The 20,015-nt window shown below is 59.9% G+C and carries 24 protein-coding genes; 12 read left to right on the top strand and 12 right to left on the bottom strand.

The genetic code is table 11. The features are described from left to right. The first annotated feature begins 392 nt into the window (after positions 1 to 392). Both ACQ4WM_RS16465 and ACQ4WM_RS16460 read left to right on the top strand, forming a co-directional pair. Positions 393 to 1,418: an OmpA family protein gene (locus ACQ4WM_RS16465; protein ID WP_436547755.1), complete on the top strand. Its 1,026-nt coding sequence runs from the start codon at positions 393 to 395 to the stop codon at positions 1,416 to 1,418. 73 nt (positions 1,419 to 1,491) lie between these two features. Further along, positions 1,492 to 2,439 (top strand): YihY/virulence factor BrkB family protein, encoded by a 948-nt coding sequence (locus ACQ4WM_RS16460; RefSeq protein WP_436547754.1) that lies wholly within the window; start codon positions 1,492 to 1,494, stop codon positions 2,437 to 2,439. Between the two features lie 63 nt (positions 2,440 to 2,502). On the opposite strand, the gene ACQ4WM_RS16455 is transcribed toward ACQ4WM_RS16460, so the two are convergent. The 3 genes from ACQ4WM_RS16455 to ACQ4WM_RS16445 form a co-directional block, all read right to left on the bottom strand. Then, a complete protein-coding gene (locus tag ACQ4WM_RS16455) occupies positions 2,503 to 3,594 on the bottom strand; it encodes an AI-2E family transporter (protein WP_436547935.1) in 1,092 nt (363 codons plus the stop codon). Between the two features lie 165 nt (positions 3,595 to 3,759). Continuing rightward, the gene (locus ACQ4WM_RS16450; protein WP_152244645.1) at positions 3,760 to 4,071 is read right to left on the bottom strand and encodes a BON domain-containing protein; all 312 of its coding nucleotides are present in this window, start codon (positions 4,069 to 4,071) and stop codon (positions 3,760 to 3,762) included. Positions 4,072 to 4,189: 118 nt separating this feature from the next. After that, a complete protein-coding gene (locus tag ACQ4WM_RS16445) occupies positions 4,190 to 4,753 on the bottom strand; it encodes a hypothetical protein (protein ID WP_436547753.1) in 564 nt (187 codons plus the stop codon). A gap of 273 nt (positions 4,754 to 5,026) precedes the next feature. On the opposite strand from ACQ4WM_RS16445, the gene ACQ4WM_RS16440 reads away from it, so the two are divergent. The 3 genes from ACQ4WM_RS16440 (at position 5,027) to ACQ4WM_RS16430 (ending at position 6,053) form a co-directional block, all read left to right on the top strand. Continuing rightward, on the top strand, positions 5,027 to 5,467 hold the full coding sequence (locus tag ACQ4WM_RS16440) for an outer membrane lipoprotein (protein ID WP_436547752.1): 441 nt from the start codon (positions 5,027 to 5,029) through the stop codon (positions 5,465 to 5,467). A 70-nt stretch (positions 5,468 to 5,537) separates the two neighbouring features. Then, entirely contained in the window at positions 5,538 to 5,690 is a 153-nt protein-coding gene (locus ACQ4WM_RS16435; RefSeq protein WP_065307223.1) for a DUF3309 family protein, read from the top strand. Between the two features lie 45 nt (positions 5,691 to 5,735). Continuing rightward, entirely contained in the window at positions 5,736 to 6,053 is a 318-nt protein-coding gene (locus ACQ4WM_RS16430; protein ID WP_436547751.1) for a hypothetical protein, read from the top strand. A gap of 3 nt (positions 6,054 to 6,056) precedes the next feature. On the opposite strand, the gene ACQ4WM_RS16425 is transcribed toward ACQ4WM_RS16430, so the two are convergent. From ACQ4WM_RS16425 to ACQ4WM_RS16395, 7 genes are all read right to left on the bottom strand, one after another. After that, a complete protein-coding gene (locus ACQ4WM_RS16425; RefSeq protein ID WP_436547934.1) occupies positions 6,057 to 7,193 on the bottom strand; it encodes a patatin-like phospholipase family protein in 1,137 nt (378 codons plus the stop codon). Positions 7,194 to 7,337: 144 nt separating this feature from the next. Further along, positions 7,338 to 7,676: a hypothetical protein gene (locus ACQ4WM_RS16420; protein ID WP_436547750.1), complete on the bottom strand. Its 339-nt coding sequence runs from the start codon at positions 7,674 to 7,676 to the stop codon at positions 7,338 to 7,340. Positions 7,677 to 7,753: 77 nt separating this feature from the next. Continuing rightward, positions 7,754 to 8,140 carry a phage holin family protein gene (locus tag ACQ4WM_RS16415; protein WP_436547749.1) on the bottom strand — a complete coding sequence of 129 codons (387 nt, stop codon included), beginning with the start codon at positions 8,138 to 8,140 and terminating at the stop codon, positions 7,754 to 7,756. Positions 8,141 to 8,156: 16 nt separating this feature from the next. Continuing rightward, on the bottom strand, positions 8,157 to 8,459 hold the full coding sequence (locus ACQ4WM_RS16410; protein ID WP_312440008.1) for an ElaB/YgaM/YqjD family protein: 303 nt from the start codon (positions 8,457 to 8,459) through the stop codon (positions 8,157 to 8,159). 61 nt (positions 8,460 to 8,520) lie between these two features. Continuing rightward, the gene (locus ACQ4WM_RS16405; protein ID WP_436547748.1) at positions 8,521 to 9,057 is read right to left on the bottom strand and encodes a ferritin-like domain-containing protein; all 537 of its coding nucleotides are present in this window, start codon (positions 9,055 to 9,057) and stop codon (positions 8,521 to 8,523) included. Between the two features lie 118 nt (positions 9,058 to 9,175). Next, entirely contained in the window at positions 9,176 to 10,075 is a 900-nt protein-coding gene (locus ACQ4WM_RS16400; RefSeq protein ID WP_436547747.1) for an OmpA family protein, read from the bottom strand. 18 nt (positions 10,076 to 10,093) lie between these two features. Further along, the gene (locus ACQ4WM_RS16395) at positions 10,094 to 10,498 is read right to left on the bottom strand and encodes a DUF4398 domain-containing protein (protein ID WP_436547746.1); all 405 of its coding nucleotides are present in this window, start codon (positions 10,496 to 10,498) and stop codon (positions 10,094 to 10,096) included. A gap of 283 nt (positions 10,499 to 10,781) precedes the next feature. On the opposite strand from ACQ4WM_RS16395, the gene ACQ4WM_RS16390 reads away from it, so the two are divergent. Next, positions 10,782 to 12,860: an AsmA family protein gene (locus tag ACQ4WM_RS16390; RefSeq protein ID WP_436547745.1), complete on the top strand. Its 2,079-nt coding sequence runs from the start codon at positions 10,782 to 10,784 to the stop codon at positions 12,858 to 12,860. A gap of 168 nt (positions 12,861 to 13,028) precedes the next feature. After that, positions 13,029 to 13,247: a YMGG-like glycine zipper-containing protein gene (locus tag ACQ4WM_RS16385; protein WP_436547744.1), complete on the top strand. Its 219-nt coding sequence runs from the start codon at positions 13,029 to 13,031 to the stop codon at positions 13,245 to 13,247. A gap of 89 nt (positions 13,248 to 13,336) precedes the next feature. Here the strand turns inward: ACQ4WM_RS16385 and ACQ4WM_RS16380 are convergent, their stop codons facing one another. Continuing rightward, complete coding sequence (locus ACQ4WM_RS16380) at positions 13,337 to 14,047, bottom strand: Crp/Fnr family transcriptional regulator (RefSeq protein ID WP_436547933.1); 711 nt, start codon at positions 14,045 to 14,047, stop codon at positions 13,337 to 13,339. 253 nt (positions 14,048 to 14,300) lie between these two features. On the opposite strand from ACQ4WM_RS16380, the gene ACQ4WM_RS16375 reads away from it, so the two are divergent. The 4 genes from ACQ4WM_RS16375 to ACQ4WM_RS16360 all read left to right on the top strand — a co-directional run bounded on the left by ACQ4WM_RS16375 (position 14,301) and on the right by ACQ4WM_RS16360 (position 16,510). After that, a complete protein-coding gene (locus ACQ4WM_RS16375; RefSeq protein WP_436547743.1) occupies positions 14,301 to 14,936 on the top strand; it encodes an outer membrane lipoprotein in 636 nt (211 codons plus the stop codon). 149 nt (positions 14,937 to 15,085) lie between these two features. After that, positions 15,086 to 15,346 (top strand): hypothetical protein, encoded by a 261-nt coding sequence (locus ACQ4WM_RS16370; RefSeq protein ID WP_436547742.1) that lies wholly within the window; start codon positions 15,086 to 15,088, stop codon positions 15,344 to 15,346. Positions 15,347 to 15,517: 171 nt separating this feature from the next. After that, a complete protein-coding gene (locus ACQ4WM_RS16365) occupies positions 15,518 to 15,664 on the top strand; it encodes a lmo0937 family membrane protein (protein ID WP_121670992.1) in 147 nt (48 codons plus the stop codon). A 210-nt stretch (positions 15,665 to 15,874) separates the two neighbouring features. After that, a complete protein-coding gene (locus ACQ4WM_RS16360; protein ID WP_495542700.1) occupies positions 15,875 to 16,510 on the top strand; it encodes a YiaD family glycine zipper/OmpA-like lipoprotein in 636 nt (211 codons plus the stop codon). A gap of 69 nt (positions 16,511 to 16,579) precedes the next feature. Here the strand turns inward: ACQ4WM_RS16360 and ACQ4WM_RS16355 are convergent, their stop codons facing one another. Continuing rightward, positions 16,580 to 19,408 (bottom strand): M16 family metallopeptidase, encoded by a 2,829-nt coding sequence (locus ACQ4WM_RS16355; RefSeq protein WP_436547740.1) that lies wholly within the window; start codon positions 19,406 to 19,408, stop codon positions 16,580 to 16,582. Positions 19,409 to 19,691: 283 nt separating this feature from the next. On the opposite strand from ACQ4WM_RS16355, the gene ACQ4WM_RS16350 reads away from it, so the two are divergent. Further along, the gene (locus ACQ4WM_RS16350; protein WP_436547739.1) at positions 19,692 to 19,961 is read left to right on the top strand and encodes a hypothetical protein; all 270 of its coding nucleotides are present in this window, start codon (positions 19,692 to 19,694) and stop codon (positions 19,959 to 19,961) included. The last annotated feature ends 54 nt before the right edge of the window (positions 19,962 to 20,015 follow it).

The raw sequence follows: 20,015 nt of genomic DNA, 5'->3' as shown, positions 1-20,015 counted from the left end.
AACCTCTGCCCGCATCGTCAGTCATGCCTTGCCAACGCCTGCGGCCCACCTGAAAGGCTGACCAAGCACCGCCTTGCCAAATACTGTTGCCGGTGGGATTCGTTGGGCTGGCAGCGCAAGCGGCGCGCGCCGACCGGGTGCCCACCTAAAAAAATAAACAATTTAGTGCATAAAAATGTTGTATTTGTCTCGATTTTGCAACACCATTGAGATACAACAATCCTTTGTGCGGTAACGCACCGACCGGTTGAACTTGGAAACGTATTCTCCAATCCAACAGCAGTGCATCTCAAACAAAACATGCGCATCTGGAATTGTTGTGGCAGTACAGTACAGACCATCTAGCCGCTTGATGTCTTAAGAAAAATCTTTATTAACGTTTGGAGTTACTTGTGAATAATCTAAAAAAAATCGCCGTTGCCGCCGCCGTATTGTGCTCGTCCATCGGCGCACAGGCTCAGGAAATCAATCCTTCCTGGTACATTCAACCAAGCATTAATGCTTCGAAACCAGATTCGAGTTTCTCTTCCGACAAAACCGGCTACGGCGCTGGCCTGCGTTTTGGCAAGCCTGTTTCGCCTGACTGGGACGTGCAATTCGGCACCACCTATACACGCTCGAAAGACAACGGCAACCGCTACCAGCAAAATACGCTGGGCGTCGATGGCCTGTACTTCTTCAACCGTAATCCTGGCTTTGCACCATTCGTCGTAGTCGGCGCCGGCATGCAGCGCGACAAGGACAATGGTCCTCTGGGCGAACGCAGCAAAAGCTCCCCATACGCCAACCTGGGCCTGGGTTTCCAGAGCAAGCTGACCGACCAGTGGTCGACCCAATTGGATGTGCGCAATGTGCATGGCTTCCTGCGCGGCAACACCTTCCCGGAAAGCAAATCGAGCAACTGGTATGTCAACGTCGGCCTGAACTACGCTTTCGACAAGCCGCCAGTCGCTGCACAACCAGCGCCGCCACCGCCGCCAGTGCGTGAAGAAGTTGTCGTGGTTCCACCGCCACCACCACCGCCGCCAGCACCACGCTTTGAAAAAGTAACAATGGCCGCCACCGAACTGTTTGCGTTCGACAGCGCCAAACTGGCACCGACCCAGACCAAACTGGACGAAATCGCTCGCGTGCTGACGGCAGCACCGGATGTCAACAATGTTGTCATCAGCGGCTACGCCGACCGTATCGGTTCGGCCAAGTACAACCAGAAACTGTCGCAGCAACGTGCTGACGCAGTCAAGGTTTACCTGGTGAACAAAGGTATTGCTTCGAACCGCCTGAGCGCCGAAGGCAAGGGCTCGACCAATCCAGTCGTTACTTGCGATAACAAGAAACGTGCTGACCTGATCAAGTGCCTGGAACCGAACCGTCGCGTTGAAGTTGAGCAAATCACGATCGAGCGCCGCGTACGATAATCACGTTTTTTAGTGGTACGCCACTGATCAAAAAAAAGGGGCTGCGGCCCCTTTTTTCCATTGAAAGCCACGCATGACTATTTCTAGCCGCAATCCCCGCCTGGCCAGGTTGGCGCCGCTGGGCAAGACGATGCGCAACGTGATCGTCTGCTCCGTCACCGAGTGGCTGGAACACCGCGCGTCCAGCAAGGGTGCCGCCCTCGCCTATTACACCCTGTTCTCCGTTGCCCCCATTCTGGTACTGGTGATTGCCATCGCCGGCTTTTTCTATGGCCCTGCCGCCGCCCGCGGCGAACTGATGTCCCAGCTGCAAGGCTTGCTGGGCACGCAAGGCGCCGAAGCGATCCAGCTGGTGCTGGCCGGCGCCCAGAACCACGACCAGGGCCGCATTGCCACGCTGATCGCCGGCGCCCTGCTGCTGTTCGGCGCCACCAGCGTATTTGCTGAACTGAAGGCCAGTCTTGACGAGATCTGGCAAGTGCCACCCCTGAAGGAAGCCGGCGCCTGGGACATGATAAGAACGCGCCTGCTGTCGTTTGGCCTGGTGCTGGTGCTGGCATTCCTGCTGATGGTATCGCTGGTAATCAGCGCGGCCATGGCGATTCTGGAAAATTACTGGGAAGGCCACTGGAAAGACGCTGCCGTGCTGTTTTCCGTTATCTCCAACCTGCTGGGATTTGCCGTCATCGCCTGCCTGTTTGCCGTCATCTACAAAATGCTGCCACGCGTGCGCCTGTCCTGGCGCGATGTGATGATAGGCGCGCTGGGTACGGCCTTCATGTTTGCATTGGGTAAGTATGCAATCGGCGTGTACATCGGTAACAGCGGCGTGGCCAGCAGCTATGGTGCGGCCGGCTCGCTGGTGGCCCTGCTGATCTGGATCTATTATTCGGCGCAGATCTTTTTCCTTGGTGCAGAATTCACGCGCCAGTTCACCTTGCAACTGGGCAGCATGAAACATGCACCGAAAACGGAAGACGGCGATTTGGTGACGAAAGTGTTAAAGCGGCACCAATCGTGATGTGAAAAGCAGCTCCATGCAAAACGGCACCCTCGTGTGCCGTCTTTGCGAATACGAGGCAGTTTATTCCCCCAGCAACTCCGCCACGATTTCCATCCCCTGCACGCGCTCGGCTACCACCTTGACGATGACGATGATGGGTACACCCAGCAGCAAGCCCCATACACCCCACAGCCAGCCCCAGAACAGCAGGCTGACGAATACCGCCGTCGGATTCATGCGGGCGATGCGCCCGGTCATCCAGGTGGTGACAAAGGTGCCGACCAGGGTGGCGATGCCGAGCGAGGTGGCCATCACCAGCAAGACCATCTCCAGCGATTCGAACTGCAAAAAGGCCACCAGTCCGGTGGCTATCGTGATCAGCAAAGGGCCAAAATAGGGAATGATGTGCAGCAAGCCGGCCATGATGGCCCAGGCGCCCGCGTTTTCCAGGCCGATCAGGTGCAGCACTATCCACATCAGCAGCGCCAGCAGCACATTGGTCACCAGCAGCATGAACATATAATTCTGGATCGAAGTATTGATGTCTTCGAGGATATGGACGGTGACTTTTTTCCGGCTCAGCGACGGGCCGGTCAGCTTGACCAGCTTGCGTTTGAAGGTGTCACCCGACAGCAGCAAAAAGAACACCAGGAAGATGACCATGGTGGCCTGGCTGACAAACCCCATCAGGCCCAGCGAGCCGGCCCAGACCCAGTCCATGATCTTGAAATTCGGGCCTTCGGCAGCGGCGGCGCGGCGTACATTGCGGCGTGCTTCGGCGCCGGCGGCCACCTGCTCGATTTCGTTGGCCACGGCCTGCATCTTTTGAAACGTGCTTTCCTTGCCGCCCGCCTTGGCGGCGATCAGCCGTCCCAGCTTGTGCGTGGCGGCCGGCAACTCTTCAACGATGGATTCGAATTCACCCTGCACGCGTTCGATCACGACGATGGAGCCGAACAGGATCAATGCCGTGACCACGGTAGCGCCGATAGCGCGCGGCAAGCGGATTTTTTCCAGCCAGGCGACGAGCGGATTGAGGGTATAGGCAATGAAGATGCCGAAGATAACTGGAATCAGAAATTTTTGCGCCCACTGCAGCGCATAGACGAAACTCACAGTGGCGATAATGCCGAGCGCCAGGCCACGCGCATTGACATGCAGCGGCAGGCGCAAGGCAGGGTCGGGATGCTCCACGGAAGGCAGTGCGGCAGGCTCTTTGATACCGGCATCAACCGACTTGGAAGGGATATCGGCTCGGTGGCTCATGAGACTCCCGCTACGTTCTGTGGATAGCCAAAGCGCCTGCCACGATGGCAGGCGCTTTGGCGGGACTGGCGATTACTTGACGCGGATATCGTTCTTGACCGATTTCACGCCTTTGACGCCGCGGGCGATTTCGCCGGCTTTGGCAGCATCACCTGGCTGGGCAACGAAGCCGCTCAGCTGAACCACGCCTTTGAAGGTTTCCACGTTGATTTCGGTGGCTTTCAGGGTTGGCTCGTTGATGATGCTGGCTTTGACTTTGGTGGTGACCAGTGCATCGTCCACGTATTCGCCCGTACCTTCTTTGGTTGGGGTCGAAGCGCAGCCAGCAACGGCGAACAGGGAAGCGACGAACAGGCCGGTAGCGATAGATTTGGTGAATTTCATGGTATTTTCCTTTTAGGAGTGGTCAATCAGGGCGCTCAAAATGAGCTTTTTTTAACAGTTCAGCCGACTTCAAAGTGCTCGAGAAACTGTCGCGAAGGGCAACAGGTTTATCGTGCGCTTAATAGCCGAACTGAGTTTTTGCAGCCTTCACACATTCGTCTTTGGCTGCGCCGGCCAATGCTTCGCACTTCTCAGTGGCAACCTTGTACTCGGCTTTTCTTTTGTCTTCACGCGCATCGCTGCGCGCTTCGATGACTTTCTTGTCTGCCTTGGCATCGGCCAGGGCGGCGACCTTGGTCGACTTGGCCAGCTTGACGCAGACATCCTTGTCGTTGCCGGTCAGCGCATCGCAGCGCTTGAGGTCGACGTCATAGTTGGCATCGGCAATCTTGACGCGGGCCTTGGTGTAGGCGCGCAGGGTATTCGTGTATTGCGCCTGGGCTACCGCTTCGTCGTAGGCACGTACGGCTTTCGCTTCGGCGATGCAGACATCTTTCGGATTGCCAGTGATTTTTTCGCACTCGGCGTGAGCTGCCTTGTAATTGACACCCGCTTGTTCGTTGGCGCTTTTGTAGGCAGCCTTGGCTTCCGGCGTGGCGGCCATGGCGGCGCTGCCCCATGCTGCACAAGCGATACCGACGATAACTGCGGCGAAGGTCTTGCTGATGTTTTTCTTATTCATATGATGCTCCCTGGTAAATGATCTTTTGCCTATCTGCGTGGCATGACTACCGTTTTACGTGGATCGATTGCGCCGCTCTGTACGCTGGCGTACACAACTTGGCGAATTTAACGCCAATGGGCAAAGATGGGCCAAATAACAACAGAAAAGCAATTTGACCATGCCTGCGCATGGAAAACTGGCGCCGAATAAGTACGTGCGCCAGCGTACAGACCGCAGCATGGTCGCTGCCTAAGATGGCTCCATGCACTTTTACAACGTCAGGAGAATAAAATGAAAACCAATGCCACCTTGGCTGCACTGATGATTGCCGCGACCGCCGTACTCAGTGGTTGCGCCAGCACCGCTCCATCGCAAAACTACAATGGTTCGCAACCTGAATCGGCCACCTATGGCACCATCGATTCGATCCAGCCAGTCCAGGGCCGGGCCCAGACCAGCGGCGCAGGCGCCGTTGTCGGCGGCATTGCCGGCGCCCTGTTGGGCAGCAATATCGGTTCGGGCAGCGGCCGCACCGCCGCCACGGTTGCCGGCGCCGTTGCCGGTGGCGTAGTAGGCAACCAGGTCGAAGGCCGCCAGCAACAGGCACAGAACTACCAGATCAATGTTCGCCTGGACAACGGCCAATACCGCAGTGTGGTGCAAGACAGCATCTATGACCTGAACCCGGGCAACCGCGTACGCGTCATCGACGGCCGCGTCTACCGCTATTAATCGTTTTTGATCATCGCGCGATGGCCGTCAGGCCTCGCGCACTTACAACTAAAAAATACAGGGAGTTACCATGGGCACCATTATTCTGGTCATTTTGATTTTGGCGCTGATCGGCGTGCTGCCGACCTGGCCACACAGCCGCAGCTGGGGTTATGGCCCCAGTGGCGTTGCCGGTCTGATCGTCGTGATCCTGATCCTGCTGCTGCTGACAGGCAGGCTGTAACAAAGAGGCGCTACGGCGCCTTTTTTCATTCTGAGAGGAACTACCATGTACAAACCTGTCGCCACCCCTTTGGCCGCCCTGCTGCTTTCCTGCCTGGCTTCATTGGCCCTGGCGCAAACCGCGCCACTGACCGGCATGGCGCAAGCGGGTGACCCGGCCCGCTGGTACCAGGCCGACAGCACGCCGCAAGCCCAGCTGCGCACTTTGCACAAGGAAATCGGCGCTGCCCTGAACGAAGCGAAAAAAGCCTGCCGCCAGGAGGCCGCCGCAGATCGCAGCGCTTGCCTGAAAGCAGCGCAGGATACTTACCGCCAGGACATGGCCAATGCACAGGCGCTGCGCAAGGCAGCCCACCCGCAGTAAGTGTCAGGCCGTGCTGCGTTCGTACGGGGGCAATTCATGCACCACCAGCGGCGTATCTTCCTTGACGAACGCCAGCCAACCGGCTGCCTTGACGGCCCGCAAGCCATCCTGGTAGCCCTGCTCCCAGCGCCAATCGATCGAGCCTTTTGAAAAATTGATGTCCTTGGCCGCCATGTGCCAGTCGCGACCCGCGTACGGCAGGCGCACGATGTGCATGGTGCTGGCGCCGCCAAGCGCGGCCAGCTCGGCTGCCTGCTGGCGGTTATCAAACGTATCGGGCAGCCTGGCGTACAGCTCGCGCAGCTTGTGCTGCAGGGTATGCGTGTTGACGTAGTCTTCGATATGGCGCTTCGAGCGCGACGCAAAAGTGACGTCTTTTTGCCGCGTCTGCACTTCATCCAGGGTGGTCGGCTCCGGCCCTTCCGAACTCCACAAGTCGACCATGAAGACCAGGGTGTCGACGTGCGGCGTGTCGTCAAGCACGGTTTCCAGCGGTGTATTCGAATACAGGCCGCCGTCCCAATACAAATCGCCATCGACGCGCACGCCGGCAAAACCAGGCGGCAAGGCGCCGCTGGCACGGATATGGTTGACTTCCAGACGCTGGTGCTGGCTGTCGAAACTGTGCAGGCTGCCGCATTTCACGCGCAGGGCATTGACCGACAGCCGCATGCCGCCGGGCTGGTTCAGGTAATCGAAATCAACCAGTTCTTCCAGGGTACTGGTCAGCTCGCTGGTGTCGTAATAGCTCGCTTCTTCGGGTGGCACGGCCACGCCGGCCGAGAACAGGCTGAACAGGCGTGGTTTGAAAAAGCCGGGCACGCCACGCAGCACGGTGTCGAGCGTGGCCAGCCAGATATTCGAGCGACGCTGCACATCGCCGACCCGCGTCATGTCGATGCTGTCGCGGTGCGACACACGCCGCCAGAACTCCTTCAGCCTGACCAGGCGGTCTTCATGCTTGTTGCCGGCCAGGATGGCGGCATTGATGGCGCCGATCGAGGTGCCCACCACCCAGTCCGGCGCCAGTGCATGCTCGTGCAGCGCCTGATAGACACCGGCCTGGTAGGCTCCCAGGGCACCGCCGCCCTGCAACACCAGCACGATGCGCATGCGCGCGGGATTCAAGGGATTGGTCATGGTCGTCAAGATAGCTCCAGGCTCTGGCGTGCAAGAGTGCACCGTGATGCATTGTAAGGGATTGCGTGCACAGCCGCAGAGGGGCATGCGCTTGAAAAAAACGCCGTCAATGACGGCGTTCAGCACTGCGATGGCGGTTGCGGCTCAGTGTTTGCGGCGCAGCCAGCCTGTGGCGACGGCAGCGACGGCCACCAGCACCAGCGCCGGCTTGACCAGCTTTTTGCGGCCGATGAATGACAGGGCCGTCATCGCGTAAGGCATCAGGCTTTGCAGGCGGAAGCCGCCTGGTGCCAGCAATGACTCGAAGCGGTGGCCGGCAAAGCCGCTGACCGTCTGCACCACACCCTGCAATATGGTTTCGGGGCGCAGCGCGTGGCCCACATTGGCGCGGGCATGCACGATGCTCACGCGGTACAGTTCGCCTTCGGCAATCAATTGCCGCTTGCGCGCCGCTTGCATCGTCATTTTGTCGTGTTCCGACATGAGTGTTCCTCCTTGGGCAGCATGGCAAAGGCAAGGCCCGCAGGGAAGCGATTCCGTGCGGGCCTTGCCAGATGGTACTAGATCAGCATGTCGCGGTCGGCTTTCAATTCAGCCATGGTGGCTGGCAGAGAAAGCTTGCCTTGACGTAGCATCGCGCGCGCATACATGACGAGCACGCAAGCGAGCAGCAAGAATACCGCCGTCATGATCAGCAGTATCTTCCAGCCCAGGCTATCCCAGGCGAGGAAGACCACCAGCACGCTGCCATAAGCGATGGCAAACAGGCCTGCCACCATCGCCAGAGCGAAAATGACAACCAGTTGCAGCAGATGGTTGCGCACTTCCGACAATTCGATGCTTGCCAGTTCCAGCCGTGACAACATCAGTCCGACTGCGTTCCTGGCCAGGCCGGCGATCGAGCCGATCAGTCCTGGCCCCTGGTGAGACGAAGCAGACTTGTCCATATCGCTCCTGACTTGATTACTTGCGGCCCAGGATAAAGCCGATCAGTACGCCGACGCCAGCGGCCAGGGCCACTGTGCGCCATGGGTTTTCTTTCACATAGCCATCAGCCTGCGCAGCGATTTCCTTGGCCGACACGATGGCGGCGGCTTGGGCTTCCTGTGCCTTGACCAGGGCAGCATCGAGGGTTTTCATGCCCTTGACGCGCACTTCGTCGGCTTTTTCGCCGGTCAGCGCGGCAGCGGCGCTGAACAAAGCCTGGGCATCTTTTACCAGGGTTTTGACATCGTTATTGACGGTAGTAATATTGTTTTCCAACATGGTTAATCTCCTTGCAGTGGTTGAATGTAACTTTTGTAGCAATTATAGTAATAATAACTGTTTATTCCATCAGATCGCGCATGTCATCGGCGTGCTCTTCTTCGACGGCCATGATCTTGACGAGCAACTGACGCGTGGTCGGATCCGTGTCGCCGATAGTAACGATCATCTGGCGGTATGACTCGATCGCCACGCGCTCGGCGATCAGGTTGGCCCTGACCATGCTTTGCACGTCGTCGGAATCATCATACTCGGCATGGCTACGCTCAAGCAATGTTGCCGGATTAAAATCTGGTTTGCCGTTCAATTGAACGATGCGTTCGGCCAGCCAGTCTGCGTGTTCCTGTTCCTGCTCGGCATGTTCGAGGAACTCGGCCTTGATGGTGCCGTTATCACGTCCGCTCACGGTGTAGTAATGACGCTTGTAGCGTGCAATGCACACCAGCTCGGTCGCCAGCGCGCCATTCAACATATTGATCACTTCCTGGCGATTGGCCTGGTAGCCTTCCGTGACGGCGCCATCGTCCAGATTGCGGGCGGCGGCGCGAATGGCGGCTGTATCGATTCCCGAAGGAGTGGCAACTGAAGTATCGGACATAATTTTCCTCTCAATTCTAGCGTGGGTATCCGCCGGCCATACACGGCCGGCGCTGCCTTGGTACTGCCGCTGCAAAGGGCGCCTGCCCCTTGCAGCGCGTGACACCAATCAGTTCAGATTAACGACGGGCGGGAATGGCCGTGTTGTCTTCCGACAGCACGATTTCCACGCGGCGATTCAACTGGCGATTCGCTGCGGTATCGTTGCCCGCCGCAGGGTATGCGACGCCATAGCCGCGCGTGGCGATGCGGTCGCGGGCGATGCCCTGGCCCAGCAAAGCGTTACGCACGGACTCGGCACGGCGTTGCGACAGTTCCAGGTTATGCGCGGCGCTGCCGGTGCTATCGGTAAAGCCTTCGATCAGCACGGTGCGTTGTGGATTGTTTTTCAGCACTTCGGCCAGCTTGTTGGCAGTGTTGATGCCGTTCGAGGTCAGGTCGGCCTTGTCGGTGCCAAACAGCACATCACCCAGGGTGATGATCATGCCGCGTTCGGTTTTCTTGGCGGCCAGGTCAGCCAGTTGCACTTCCAGTGCAGCAGCGCGAGCCTGTGCATCGCGGGTTGCCATTTCGGCGTTCTGTGCCTGTGCCTTGGCTGCTTCGGCAGCTGCCTGCGCAGCTTGGGCGCGGGCGGTAGCCTGGTCAGCCTGCTGGGTGCGCGCTTCGAGGCGCAGTTCGTCGCGCTGCTTGCCGGCGTTGGCTACATCAGCCTCGGCAGCTTTCTGCTTGGCGACTTCTTGTGCGGTGGCGATTTTTTGCTTGGCCAGATAAGCCAGCTTGTCGACCTGCTCCTTGTCGTCCTGGCGCGTGGCGGCAGCGTTCGCCGCTTCCAGCGCGGCGCTGGCGTCACGCCATTCGCGTGGCGCATAGGTCGACACCATCGGGTTCGACTGCGCAGCCATATAGTCGCCGCGGGTCTGGTCGAGCAGGCTGGTGGTGGTCGGTGCGGAGCTGCAGGCTGCAAGCAGTGCAGCCATGGCCAGCAGGCCTGGAAGGGTAGTGTAGGTAGCTTTTTTCATGATGTGTGGTTCCTGTTCTTATTGTTGGGGAGCTTGCATGTTGGCGCGGTTGAGTTCTTCGCGCATGACGCGCAGGTTCTCGTTGATTTCGTCAGCGGCGGTGGTCGCCTTGGTCGAATTAGCCTTGCTTTGCGCCAGCTTGGCATCGGCTTGCGCCTGGTCGGCCAGTTCGCGTGCCAGCTTGTAGTCATGGTCTTTCAGTGCCTGGTTGGCGCGCATCATTTTTTCGCGGGCCGAACGCATTTCGTCCGGCGCCAGTTCGGCGGCGCCAGAGCTGGCAGCGTTGTCCAGTGCGGCGCGCGAAACGGCCACGTCGGCCGTGGCCGGGGTTTTCTGGCTGGCGCAGCCGGTCATCAGCACGACGGCGGTAGCGCAGGCAGCCAGTGCGGTCAGGGGGGATTTGAAAAGATCTCGGTTTGTCATTTTTTTTCTCCTGGAGAACATGAATCGGGTAACTTTGGGGAGCATCAAAACTGGTGCTACGGCGCCACGCTGATGCATGAAGCGGCGCCTGATGTATGACGTTATAGCCCCTGCCGACAACGCTATCAGTTCGCTGCCGCACATAGCGTAAGAAAGCGACAATAGTCACCCCTGCAAGGTGCGCCAGCGTACAAACGAGCGTATTGGGCGCCGCTTTGCTGTAGCATCGCGCATATCGCTGCGCCCTGCGCTACCGCCCTGATCCACCCAGAAAGAATGCTCCATGCCTCACCTGTCACTACCCAAGTCGCGCCGCGCAAAAATCGTTCTCGTCACCGCCGGCCTGCTGCTCACCGTACCGGTCGTCGCCGTCGTCGTGCTGATGAATGCGGACTGGAACCGCGCCAAACCCTGGCTCAGTGCGCGCACCAGCGAAGCCCTGGGCCGCCCTCTCGTGATCGACGGCGACCTGTCGCTGACCTGGCAACAGCCTGCGACGAAGCACGGCTGGCGCGACTATTTGCCATGGCCACATTTGCAGGCGCAACAGGTACGCATGGGTAATCCGGCCGGCATCACGGCCGAGCCTGGCCATCCGGATGCGGCCAGCGTCAGCCAGCTTGCCTTTTCGCTCAATCCGCTGGCCCTGCTGGATAAAAAGATCGTGATCCCGCAACTGCGCTTCGACAGCCCGACGGTGCGCCTGCTGCGCAGCAAGGATGGCAATAACAACTGGACATTTGAAAAGCAGAACCCCGGCTCAAACTGGCAGTTCGACCTGCAAAGCGTGGTCTTCAGCAAGGGCACGGTGTATCTCAGCGATGGCGTCACCAATACCACGCTGAAGGCCGATGTCGACACCATCGCCGATGCCCGCTACGGCATCGCCTGGAGCGTGGGCGGCACCTATCGCGGCGCACCCGTGAGAGGCAGTGGCAAGGCCGGTGGCGTGCTGTCGCTGCAGCAGCAGGGCACGCCATTCCCCTTGCAGGCCGAGATGCATTCGGCAGGCACCACCCTGGCCATCGTTGGCACCCTGACGCGCCCGACCGAACTGGCGGCACTCGACGTGCTGCTGAAAATAAGCGGCCCCAGCATGGCGCAGCTGTATTCGCTGACAGGCGTGCTGCTACCGGAAACGCCACCGTTCAGCACGCAAGGAAGGCTGACGGGTGTACTCAAGCGCGGCGGTGGCGACTGGGTCTATGACAAATTCAGCGGCAAGGTGGGCTCAAGTGATATCAGTGGCAAGATGACATTCTCGGAGCGCAAGCCACGCAATTTCCTGGCCGGCAACGTGCACTCGCGCCTGCTGCAGTTCAGCGACCTCGGTCCGCTGGTGGGTGCAGACAACCGTGCCAGCAAGGAGCAGCGTGGAGAACGCCAGGTGCAGCCAGCCGGGCGCGTGTTGCCGGTACAGGCATTCAAAACCGAGCGCTGGACCAGCCTGGACGCCGACGTGCGCTATACGGTCGACAAGATCACCCGTGACGCCGACTTGCCGATCAGCCAGGTCGACACGCACATCGTGTTGAAAGACAGCGTGCTGTCGCTGAGCCCGCTCAATTTCAATATCGCCGGTGGCACGCTGGTGTCACAGATCCGGATGGACGGCAGCGGCAAGACTGTGCCCGGGCGCATCGCTGCCGAACTGAAAGCAAGCGCGCGCCGCATGCAGATCAAGCAGCTGTTCCCGAAGCTCGAACCACTGCAGGCCAGCGTGGGCCAGATCAATGGCGACGCCGCCTTGAGCGCCACCGGCAACTCGGTGGCCAGCTTGCTGGGCAACTCGAATGGCGAGGTCAAGGCACTGATCAATGGCGGCAGCATCAGCAAATTGCTGCTGGAGGAAATGGGCCTCAATATCGGCAGCGTGGTGCTGGCCAAACTTTCGGGCGACAAACAGGTCAGGCTCAACTGCCTGGCAGCCGATTTCGGCGTCACCCATGGCCTGATGCAGACGCGCCAGTTCATTGTCGACACGGACGACGCCACCTTGCATGTCGACGGCACCATCAACCTGGACAATGAACGGCTGGACCTGACCTTGCGGCCGGACAGCAAGGGCGTGCGCATCTTCTCGCTGCGCGCGCCGCTGTATGTAAAAGGCACTTTCAGCGATCCTGATGTCAGTGTCGACAAGGGCGTGCTGGCCTTGCGCGCCGGTGGCGCACTGGCACTGGCGGCGGTGGCGCCGTTTGCAGCCCTGCTGCCGCTAGTCAATGCCGGACCTGGCGAACAGAGCGAGTGCGCAACCCTGCTGAGCCAGGCTGGCAGCAAACCGGTGGCGCCGCCGCCTGGCAAGCAGCGCGCACGCAAGGCACCGCTGCCGAAGACCGGCGAGCGGGCAATTGCACGCTGAGGACAAGCTGTAGCGCCTTACATTTGTTACGCCCCTATGTGCGTTGCCGAACAGAACTTATCTGTTTGAAATCCTATTCTGTATCTGTGCTTGAACAATGATTGGCGCACATGATTTACCGGCTGCCGCACGCCGGCGCCAACAGACCGAATCTAAAGGAGATCTACCATGCAAACGTTTAAAAAACTCGCCGCTACCACTTCCCTCGCCGCTCTGGTGCTGAGCCTGACCGCTTGCGCCAATATGTCCGGCCAGGATAAAAACACCGCTGTCGGCGCAGGCATCGGCGCCGTTGCCGGTTCCGTACTGACCGGCGGCAGCGCTGTTGGCGCAGTTGGCGGCGCAGCCGTCGGCGGCGTGATCGGTAACCAGGTCAAGCCCAAGTAATTGCAGGCAATAAAAAGCGGGGCGGCTACTTCGGTAGCCGCCCCGCTTTTTTTACGCCTCGCATCTGTACGCAAGGCTGCCGCAAAGATTCAGACAAACACATTGGCCATGCCGGCCGTGCCCGTGTCCTTGACCAGTTCGTAGCAACGACAGGAGACCGCTTCCAGCCCCGCTGAATCAAGGATCTCGATATTGCCGCGGCTGTAGGTAATCAGTTTCTGCTGCTGCAGCGCGCTGGCCGCCTTGGTAACGCCGACACGGCGCACACCGAGGGTATGGGCCAGGAATTCGTGGGTCAGGTGAAATTTTTCAGACTGCAAGCGGTCACGCGTGATCAGCAGCGAACGAGCCAGCCGCGCTTCAAGCACGTGGAAACGGCTGCAGACGGCAATTTGTATCGCCTGCGCCAGCAAGGTGTCGGTGTAGCGGTACAGCAAGCGCTGCAGGGATTCGAGCTGGGCAAACTCGGCGCAGAAATCGGCGCGCGATATGCGGCTGGCGCTGCCGGAACGCTGGACAATGGCGCGCACCTGCGCCTGTTCATGCCCGAGCGCAACAGATGCGCCCAGCACGCCTTCGCGGCCAACCGAACCCACTTCAAGCGTCATGCGGCCTTCGGCCACTGCCAGCAGCGAAATGAGGCAGTCGCCCGGGAAATAAATATGGCTGATCACTTGGCCCGGTTCGTACAGCACGTCGCCGACCTCGACCCTGACGTTATCGAACCGCGCCGACAGATGCTTGAGGTCGGACTCCGGCAGGCTGGCCAGCAGGCGATTGCCTGCAGCGGCCACAGCCATTGCGGAGCGGCCTGCATCGCGGGGCAGGTTAATGGTAGCGGTCATTGATGGCATTGCCTTTTCCTTTGTGTCGTTACAACTCGACATAATTTTTACCTAGCCTACGGGGCCACCTTGACCATGTATGTACGGTGACGCACGGAAGCGAATCACGTAGCACCGCACACTCGGCTTTCAAATCAATAACAAGATTCAGGCCAGGCCCTCCCGGAGCCACCCATCAAGATTCATTCAGTTAATACAGGAGCATTACATGAGCACTACGACCAAATCCTTGCATCCCCTTATCATCGCCGCCGCTGTTGCGGTACTGCTGTTTTGTGGCGTCGGCACGGCGGCCCTGATGGGCTGGCTGCCCACCTCGGACAGCCGCGAAACCCAGCCTTTGAGCAGTGCCGCCTCCAGCGAACAGCTGGCCAGCTTGCAAACGGTCGCGCCGCCAGCGAGCGCCAAGCCGCTGGCCGCCCTGCCCCAGCAGCCAGCGCCGGTACAGCGGCCGCAGCCACAGCCTGAGCCCGAGCAATACGCGGCCGAACCGGCACCGGCCCCCAAGGTATGCAACAACTGTGGCGTGATCGAAGCGATCAATGAAATAAATACGCGCGCCTCGGGCAGCGGCGTCGGCGCTGCTGGCGGCGCCGTCGTTGGCGGCCTGTTGGGCAACCAGGTGGGCGGCGGCCATGGCAAGCAGCTGGCCACGGTCCTCGGCGCCGTCGGCGGTGCTGTCGCCGGCAACCAGATCGAAGGCAGCGTACGCTCGACCCGCAGCTATAACATCGTGGTGCGCCTGGACAATGGCAAAACCCGCACCGTGCACCAGAGCGCCGAGCCGAACTGGCGCCAGGGCGACCGCGTGCGCGTGGTCAATGGCGGCCTGCGCGCCGGCTAAGATCGCCTTTCTCGTTGCGAATTGAACACACGCCCGGCCAGTCCGGGCGTTTTCTTTTGATCATGTTCGTTCGCGCACAGATGCGATCGTGACTACAGGAGATGATGCACTTAGGAAATTTATCGAGTCACCCATCAAAGGAGACGGACATGGACAATAACAAGGCTGACAACAAAATATGGCTGGGCTTTATCGGCGGCGGCATGCTGGCGACGATACTGGGCTTTTGCGCACTGGATCTGGCGCCCGGCGGTGCTGCTGCACCCGTGTTCGGCGTGATGCTGCTGTTGACGGGCGGTATGCTCAGTTGCCTGGCCGGCGCCGTCGGCATGGCCGGCATGCTGGCCTGGCTACCAGGCATGGCGCAAGCAGAACATGCCAATCTGCAAGGAAATGCAAATAAGTCGTAGTTATGTACGACAGCGTACAGATAGTTTCGGCAGCAAAGTAGACAATGCATCATGACATCAGCGTGTTGTAAGGAGTGTCACTCCGGCAGCAACGCAAATGGCAAAAAACTGATGGCAGCGCAGGTGATATCACCTTGCTTTCATCCACATATTACTCACGGAGGACACATCATGCTCTACACAATCGCAGTAGTACTCATTATTCTCTGGCTGTTGGGCCTGGTTACGTCCTACACCATCGGCGGTTTTATCCATATTCTGTTGGTCGTTGCAGTGATCATGATCCTGTTGCGTCTGATTAGCGGGCGCGGCCTGTAGAGGCTGCAGCCGGCTCGGCTTGACGCTGGCGGCGGCGCTCGTGAAAACGGGCGCCGTCTTTGCATCTGCGCTGCCACTGGCAAGACCTGTCTTTTTGCAGTAACGTGTGCGGGTAATCCCCCGGATACGTCCATAACAATATCAAGCAACTCCAGGAGAAACTCCATGAATTCATTCAAACCTCGCGCAGGCGCCAAATCGGTGATCGCCATGCTGGCCCTGACGGTCGCCGTTTCCGGCTGTGCCGACATGTCCTCCACACAACGCGGTACGGCCACTGGCGCCGGTATCGGCGCAGGCCTCGGCGCCCTGATTGGCGGCACCACCGGCGGCGGCAGCAGCGGCCGCACCGCTGGCGGCGCCCTGCTGGGCGCGGCCGCTGGCGCCGTGGTTGGCAATATCTGGTCGAACCGCATGGAAAACCAGAAGCGCACGATGGAACAAGCAACGCAAGGCACCGGCGTGCAAGTGACGCAGACGGCAGACAACCGCCTGAAAATGGAAATCCCGAGCGATATTTCGTTCGACACCAACCGCGCCGATATCAAGGGCAACTTCCGCCCCATCCTTGATCGTTTCGCCGCGACACTGAACGACAACCCGAGCACCACCGTGAGCATCATCGGCCATACGGACAGCACGGGCAGCGCCTCGATCAACGAGCCGCTGTCGGTCGAACGCGCGGCGCACACGCGCGACTACCTGTCGATGCGCGGTGTCTCGCCGACCCGCGTCGTGGTCGAAGGCCGTGGCGCGCGTGAACCGATCGCGTCGAACTCCGACGACAGCGGCCGCGCACGCAATCGCCGCGTGGAAATTTATGTGGCTGAATTAGCGCCACGTTAATTTTCCGCAGCACCAATAAAAACAGCCGGACCATCCACATGGCCCGGCTGTTTTTTTACGTGCAAAGGTTTATTTCGCGGTCGCCGCCTTCGCGCCAGACTCTTTTGCCACCTTGGCAAAGTCACCGGCCGTCACTATAGATACCGCTTCCGGCTTCAGGTAGTCGCGCAGGCTCTGGTTCACCTGCGCCAGCGTAAGCGCCGTCACTTTCGCTTCCAGGTTCTTGTCATAGGCCATGGTACGGCCATCCGACAGATAGCTCGACAGCTCGCGCGCCAGTGGGCCGTCCTGGGTGCGGCTTACTTCCTCCGATTGCAGCCAGCCTTTTTTCGCTTCGACCAATTCCGCTTCCGTAAAGCCTTCGGCCAGCACCTTGGCGATTTCCTCGCGCAGCGCCGCTTCTACCTTGACGGTATTTTGCGGTGCACTGATGGCGTAGGCCATCCAGTAGCCGGCGGGTTCATGCACAGGTACGTTCAGTTGCGAACCGACGCCGTACGACAGACCTTCCTTCTGGCGGATGCGGTCGGCCAGTCGGCTGCGCAGCGCGCCGCCACCGAACATGTGATTGGCGATCACCAGCGCCGGATAAGCGACGGCGTCATCTTTCAGGGGGATCGGCGCGATGGCGAACAGCACGCTGTTGGCCTTGTCCGGCGTTTCCAGGCTGATCTTTTCGCCACTGGCGGGCTTGACCGCGTCAGCAATGCGCACGTACGGCTGCTGCGCCTTCCAGTTGCCGTACAGGCTGGTCACTTGTGCCTGCAGGGCCGGCGCGTCGAAGTCGCCGACGACAGCCACGGTAGCGCTGGAAGCACCATAATAACTGGCATGGAAGGCCTTCACATCGGCAACCTTGACGCCTTTCCAGGCGAGCAATTCAACCGGCAGCGTGTCGACGTGGCGTACATGGCCGGCCGGCGTGGCGTCGATCAGGCGACGGAAGGCATTGACGGCCAGCGGTTGCGGCTCGGGCATTTCCTGCTCGGCACGGCCAACACGTTCACGCTGCAATTCCAGGAATTCCGTTTCGGACAGGGCCGGCTTTTGCAGCACTTGCGCCAGCAGGTCCATGGCGGCCGGCAGGTTCTCGCGCTTGCCCATCAGGAATGCCGTCACGCCTTCGGCGCCGCCGCTGACATTGAACTGCATGCCAAGCTGATCGAATTTATCTTTGACTTCCTGGCGCGAGAGTTTATCGGTGCCGCGCGACAGCAGATTGGCCGTGTAGCTGCCGATGGCCGATTTGCCGGCCAGGCTGTCGGCACTGCCCAGGTTCAATTTCAGCACCACACTGACCGTGCCGCCCTTGGTTTTCTTCGGCAGGAAAGCGCCCTTCATGCCATTCGACAAGGTGAAGCGCTGCGTGCGCGCTTCCACATTGTCGGGGCTGGGGTCGAATACTTCGCCTTGCGCCCCCACCGCGCGGCCCGTATAGCCGGCCAGCTGCGGCGCCACGTCGGCATACGCCGGTACCGTGGTGCGGTCCGGCGCGTCGGTCGGAATAAAGCGGCCCACGGTGCGGTTCGAGCTCTTCAGGTACTTTTCGGCGGCTGCCTGCACCTGCGCGGTGGTCACCTTGTCGAGCTGGTCGCGTTGCAGGAAGAACAGGCGCCAGTCGCCGGAGGCCAGCGATTCGGTCAGCGCGATGGTCAGGCTGGCCGTGTCCGACGAGGCCAGTTCGATCTGCTTGGCCAGGTTCTGCTTGGCGCGCGCCACTTCGGCGTCTGTCAGTGGCTGCGACTTCAGGCCTTCGAGCACCTTCAGCATGGCCGCCTGCGCCGCGTCCAGATCGCCGTCCTTGGGCACCTGCGCGCCGAACAGGTTGTAGCCCGGTTCCAGGGTGCTGAAGGAATTGTTGATGATCTTGCTGGCCAGCTTGGTTTCCACCAGCGCCTTGTGCAGGCGGCCGGCCGGCGCGCTGGTCAATACCTCGCCCAGCACATCGATAGCAACCGATTCCGGATTGCCGGCTGGCGCCACGTGGTAGCCCACGCCTACCAGTTGCGTGCCGCCGCTGCGGCGCACCGTCACCGAACGCTCGCCATCCTGCACCGGCTCGGCAGTGTAGGTCGGCTCGATCACGCGCGTCGGTTTCGGAATCTTGCCGAACAGCTCGTTGATCTGTTTCAGGACCTTGGCTTCGTCGAAGCGGCCGGCCACCATCAGCACGGCGTTATCGGGCTGGTAGTACTTGTGATAAAAGGCACGCAGGCGCGGGATATTGACCTGCTCGATATCGGAACGCGCGCCGATGGTCGACTTGCCGTAGTTGTGCCAGTCGAAAGCCACTGCCTGGATGCGCTGGCTGGTCACGCGCAGCGGATTGCTCTCGCCCATCTCGAACTCGTTGCGCACTACCGTCATCTCACCCTTGTTGGTCTTCGGGTTCCACAAGTCGTTCTGGTCGATCGCGGCATTGACCATGCGGTCCGCTTCCATCGCCAGCATCTGGCGCAGGTTGTCGTCATTGGCCGGGAAAGTGGCGTAGTAATTGGTGCGGTCAAACCACGTGGTGCCATTGAACTGGGCACCGGTCGAATTGAGTATCTCGACCGGGGTTTTGCTGCCCTTCTTGATCCCGAAATTGGCGCTGGGCTTGAACAGCAAGTGTTCCAGCAAGTGCGCCATGCCGGTCTCGCCGTAGTTTTCATGGCGCGAGCCGACCATGTAGACGATATTGGTGGTCAGGGTCGGTTTGCTGGCGTCAGGAAACAGCAGCACGCGCAAGCCGTTGGCCAGCTTGTATTCGGTAATGCCTTCGACCGAGGTGACTTTCACCGCCGCCGCCGGCGTACCGGCTTTCTGGGTTTTGACGGATGGCGCCGGTGTGGCGGCCAGCACGAAGGAGGGGGACAAGATGCCGGCGGCAAGCAAGAGAGCGGTAATTGGTTTCAAAGCATGATCCTGGTAACACTGCGTTAGTGGAAAAAACCATCAACAACAAACGACAAGGGCAACAGTTGTCACGGCGCAGTGCTGCGTCTTCACCGCACAATGAAAATGTTACTCTTACGCAATTTACGACATTATTATCAATTACGCAAGTGGCGCAGTCATGGCGCTGAAATAATGGCGTGCTATACTCGACCGCTCCAGAACTATCTGCCTGTATATGAGACGAGCTCTCGTCCTGCTTTGCCTTTTTGTCTTCACCGCTTTACCCCAGGCTTTCGCCAGCATGGCGTACGCCAGCCCTTCCCCATTCCAGCACGCCGACCTGCATGCGGCCAGCGTCGATTGTCCTGACACCCACGCCCATGCCGATACATCGTCCGACGCCGCCGCCGACAGCTGCGACGCCGAAGAGTGCGACAACGACCCCATCACGCTCTATCCTGCATTTCGCCAGGCAATTCCTTTTTGCGCCATCATCTGGCAGGCGGGACCCGGCACACTTGCCGAAGCGGACGTATGGCAGGCCACGCGCCCGCCACGCGTTCGCAGCTGATGCATGGCTCACACTCACGCCCGGGGCAACCCTGTCGCCGGGCAAGCTTGAAAC

The sequence above is a fragment of the Janthinobacterium longum genome, assembly GCF_051380735.1.
Taxonomy (GTDB): Bacteria; Pseudomonadota; Gammaproteobacteria; order Burkholderiales; family Burkholderiaceae_D; genus Janthinobacterium.
This window is presented reverse-complemented; position numbering and strand designations above follow the sequence as displayed.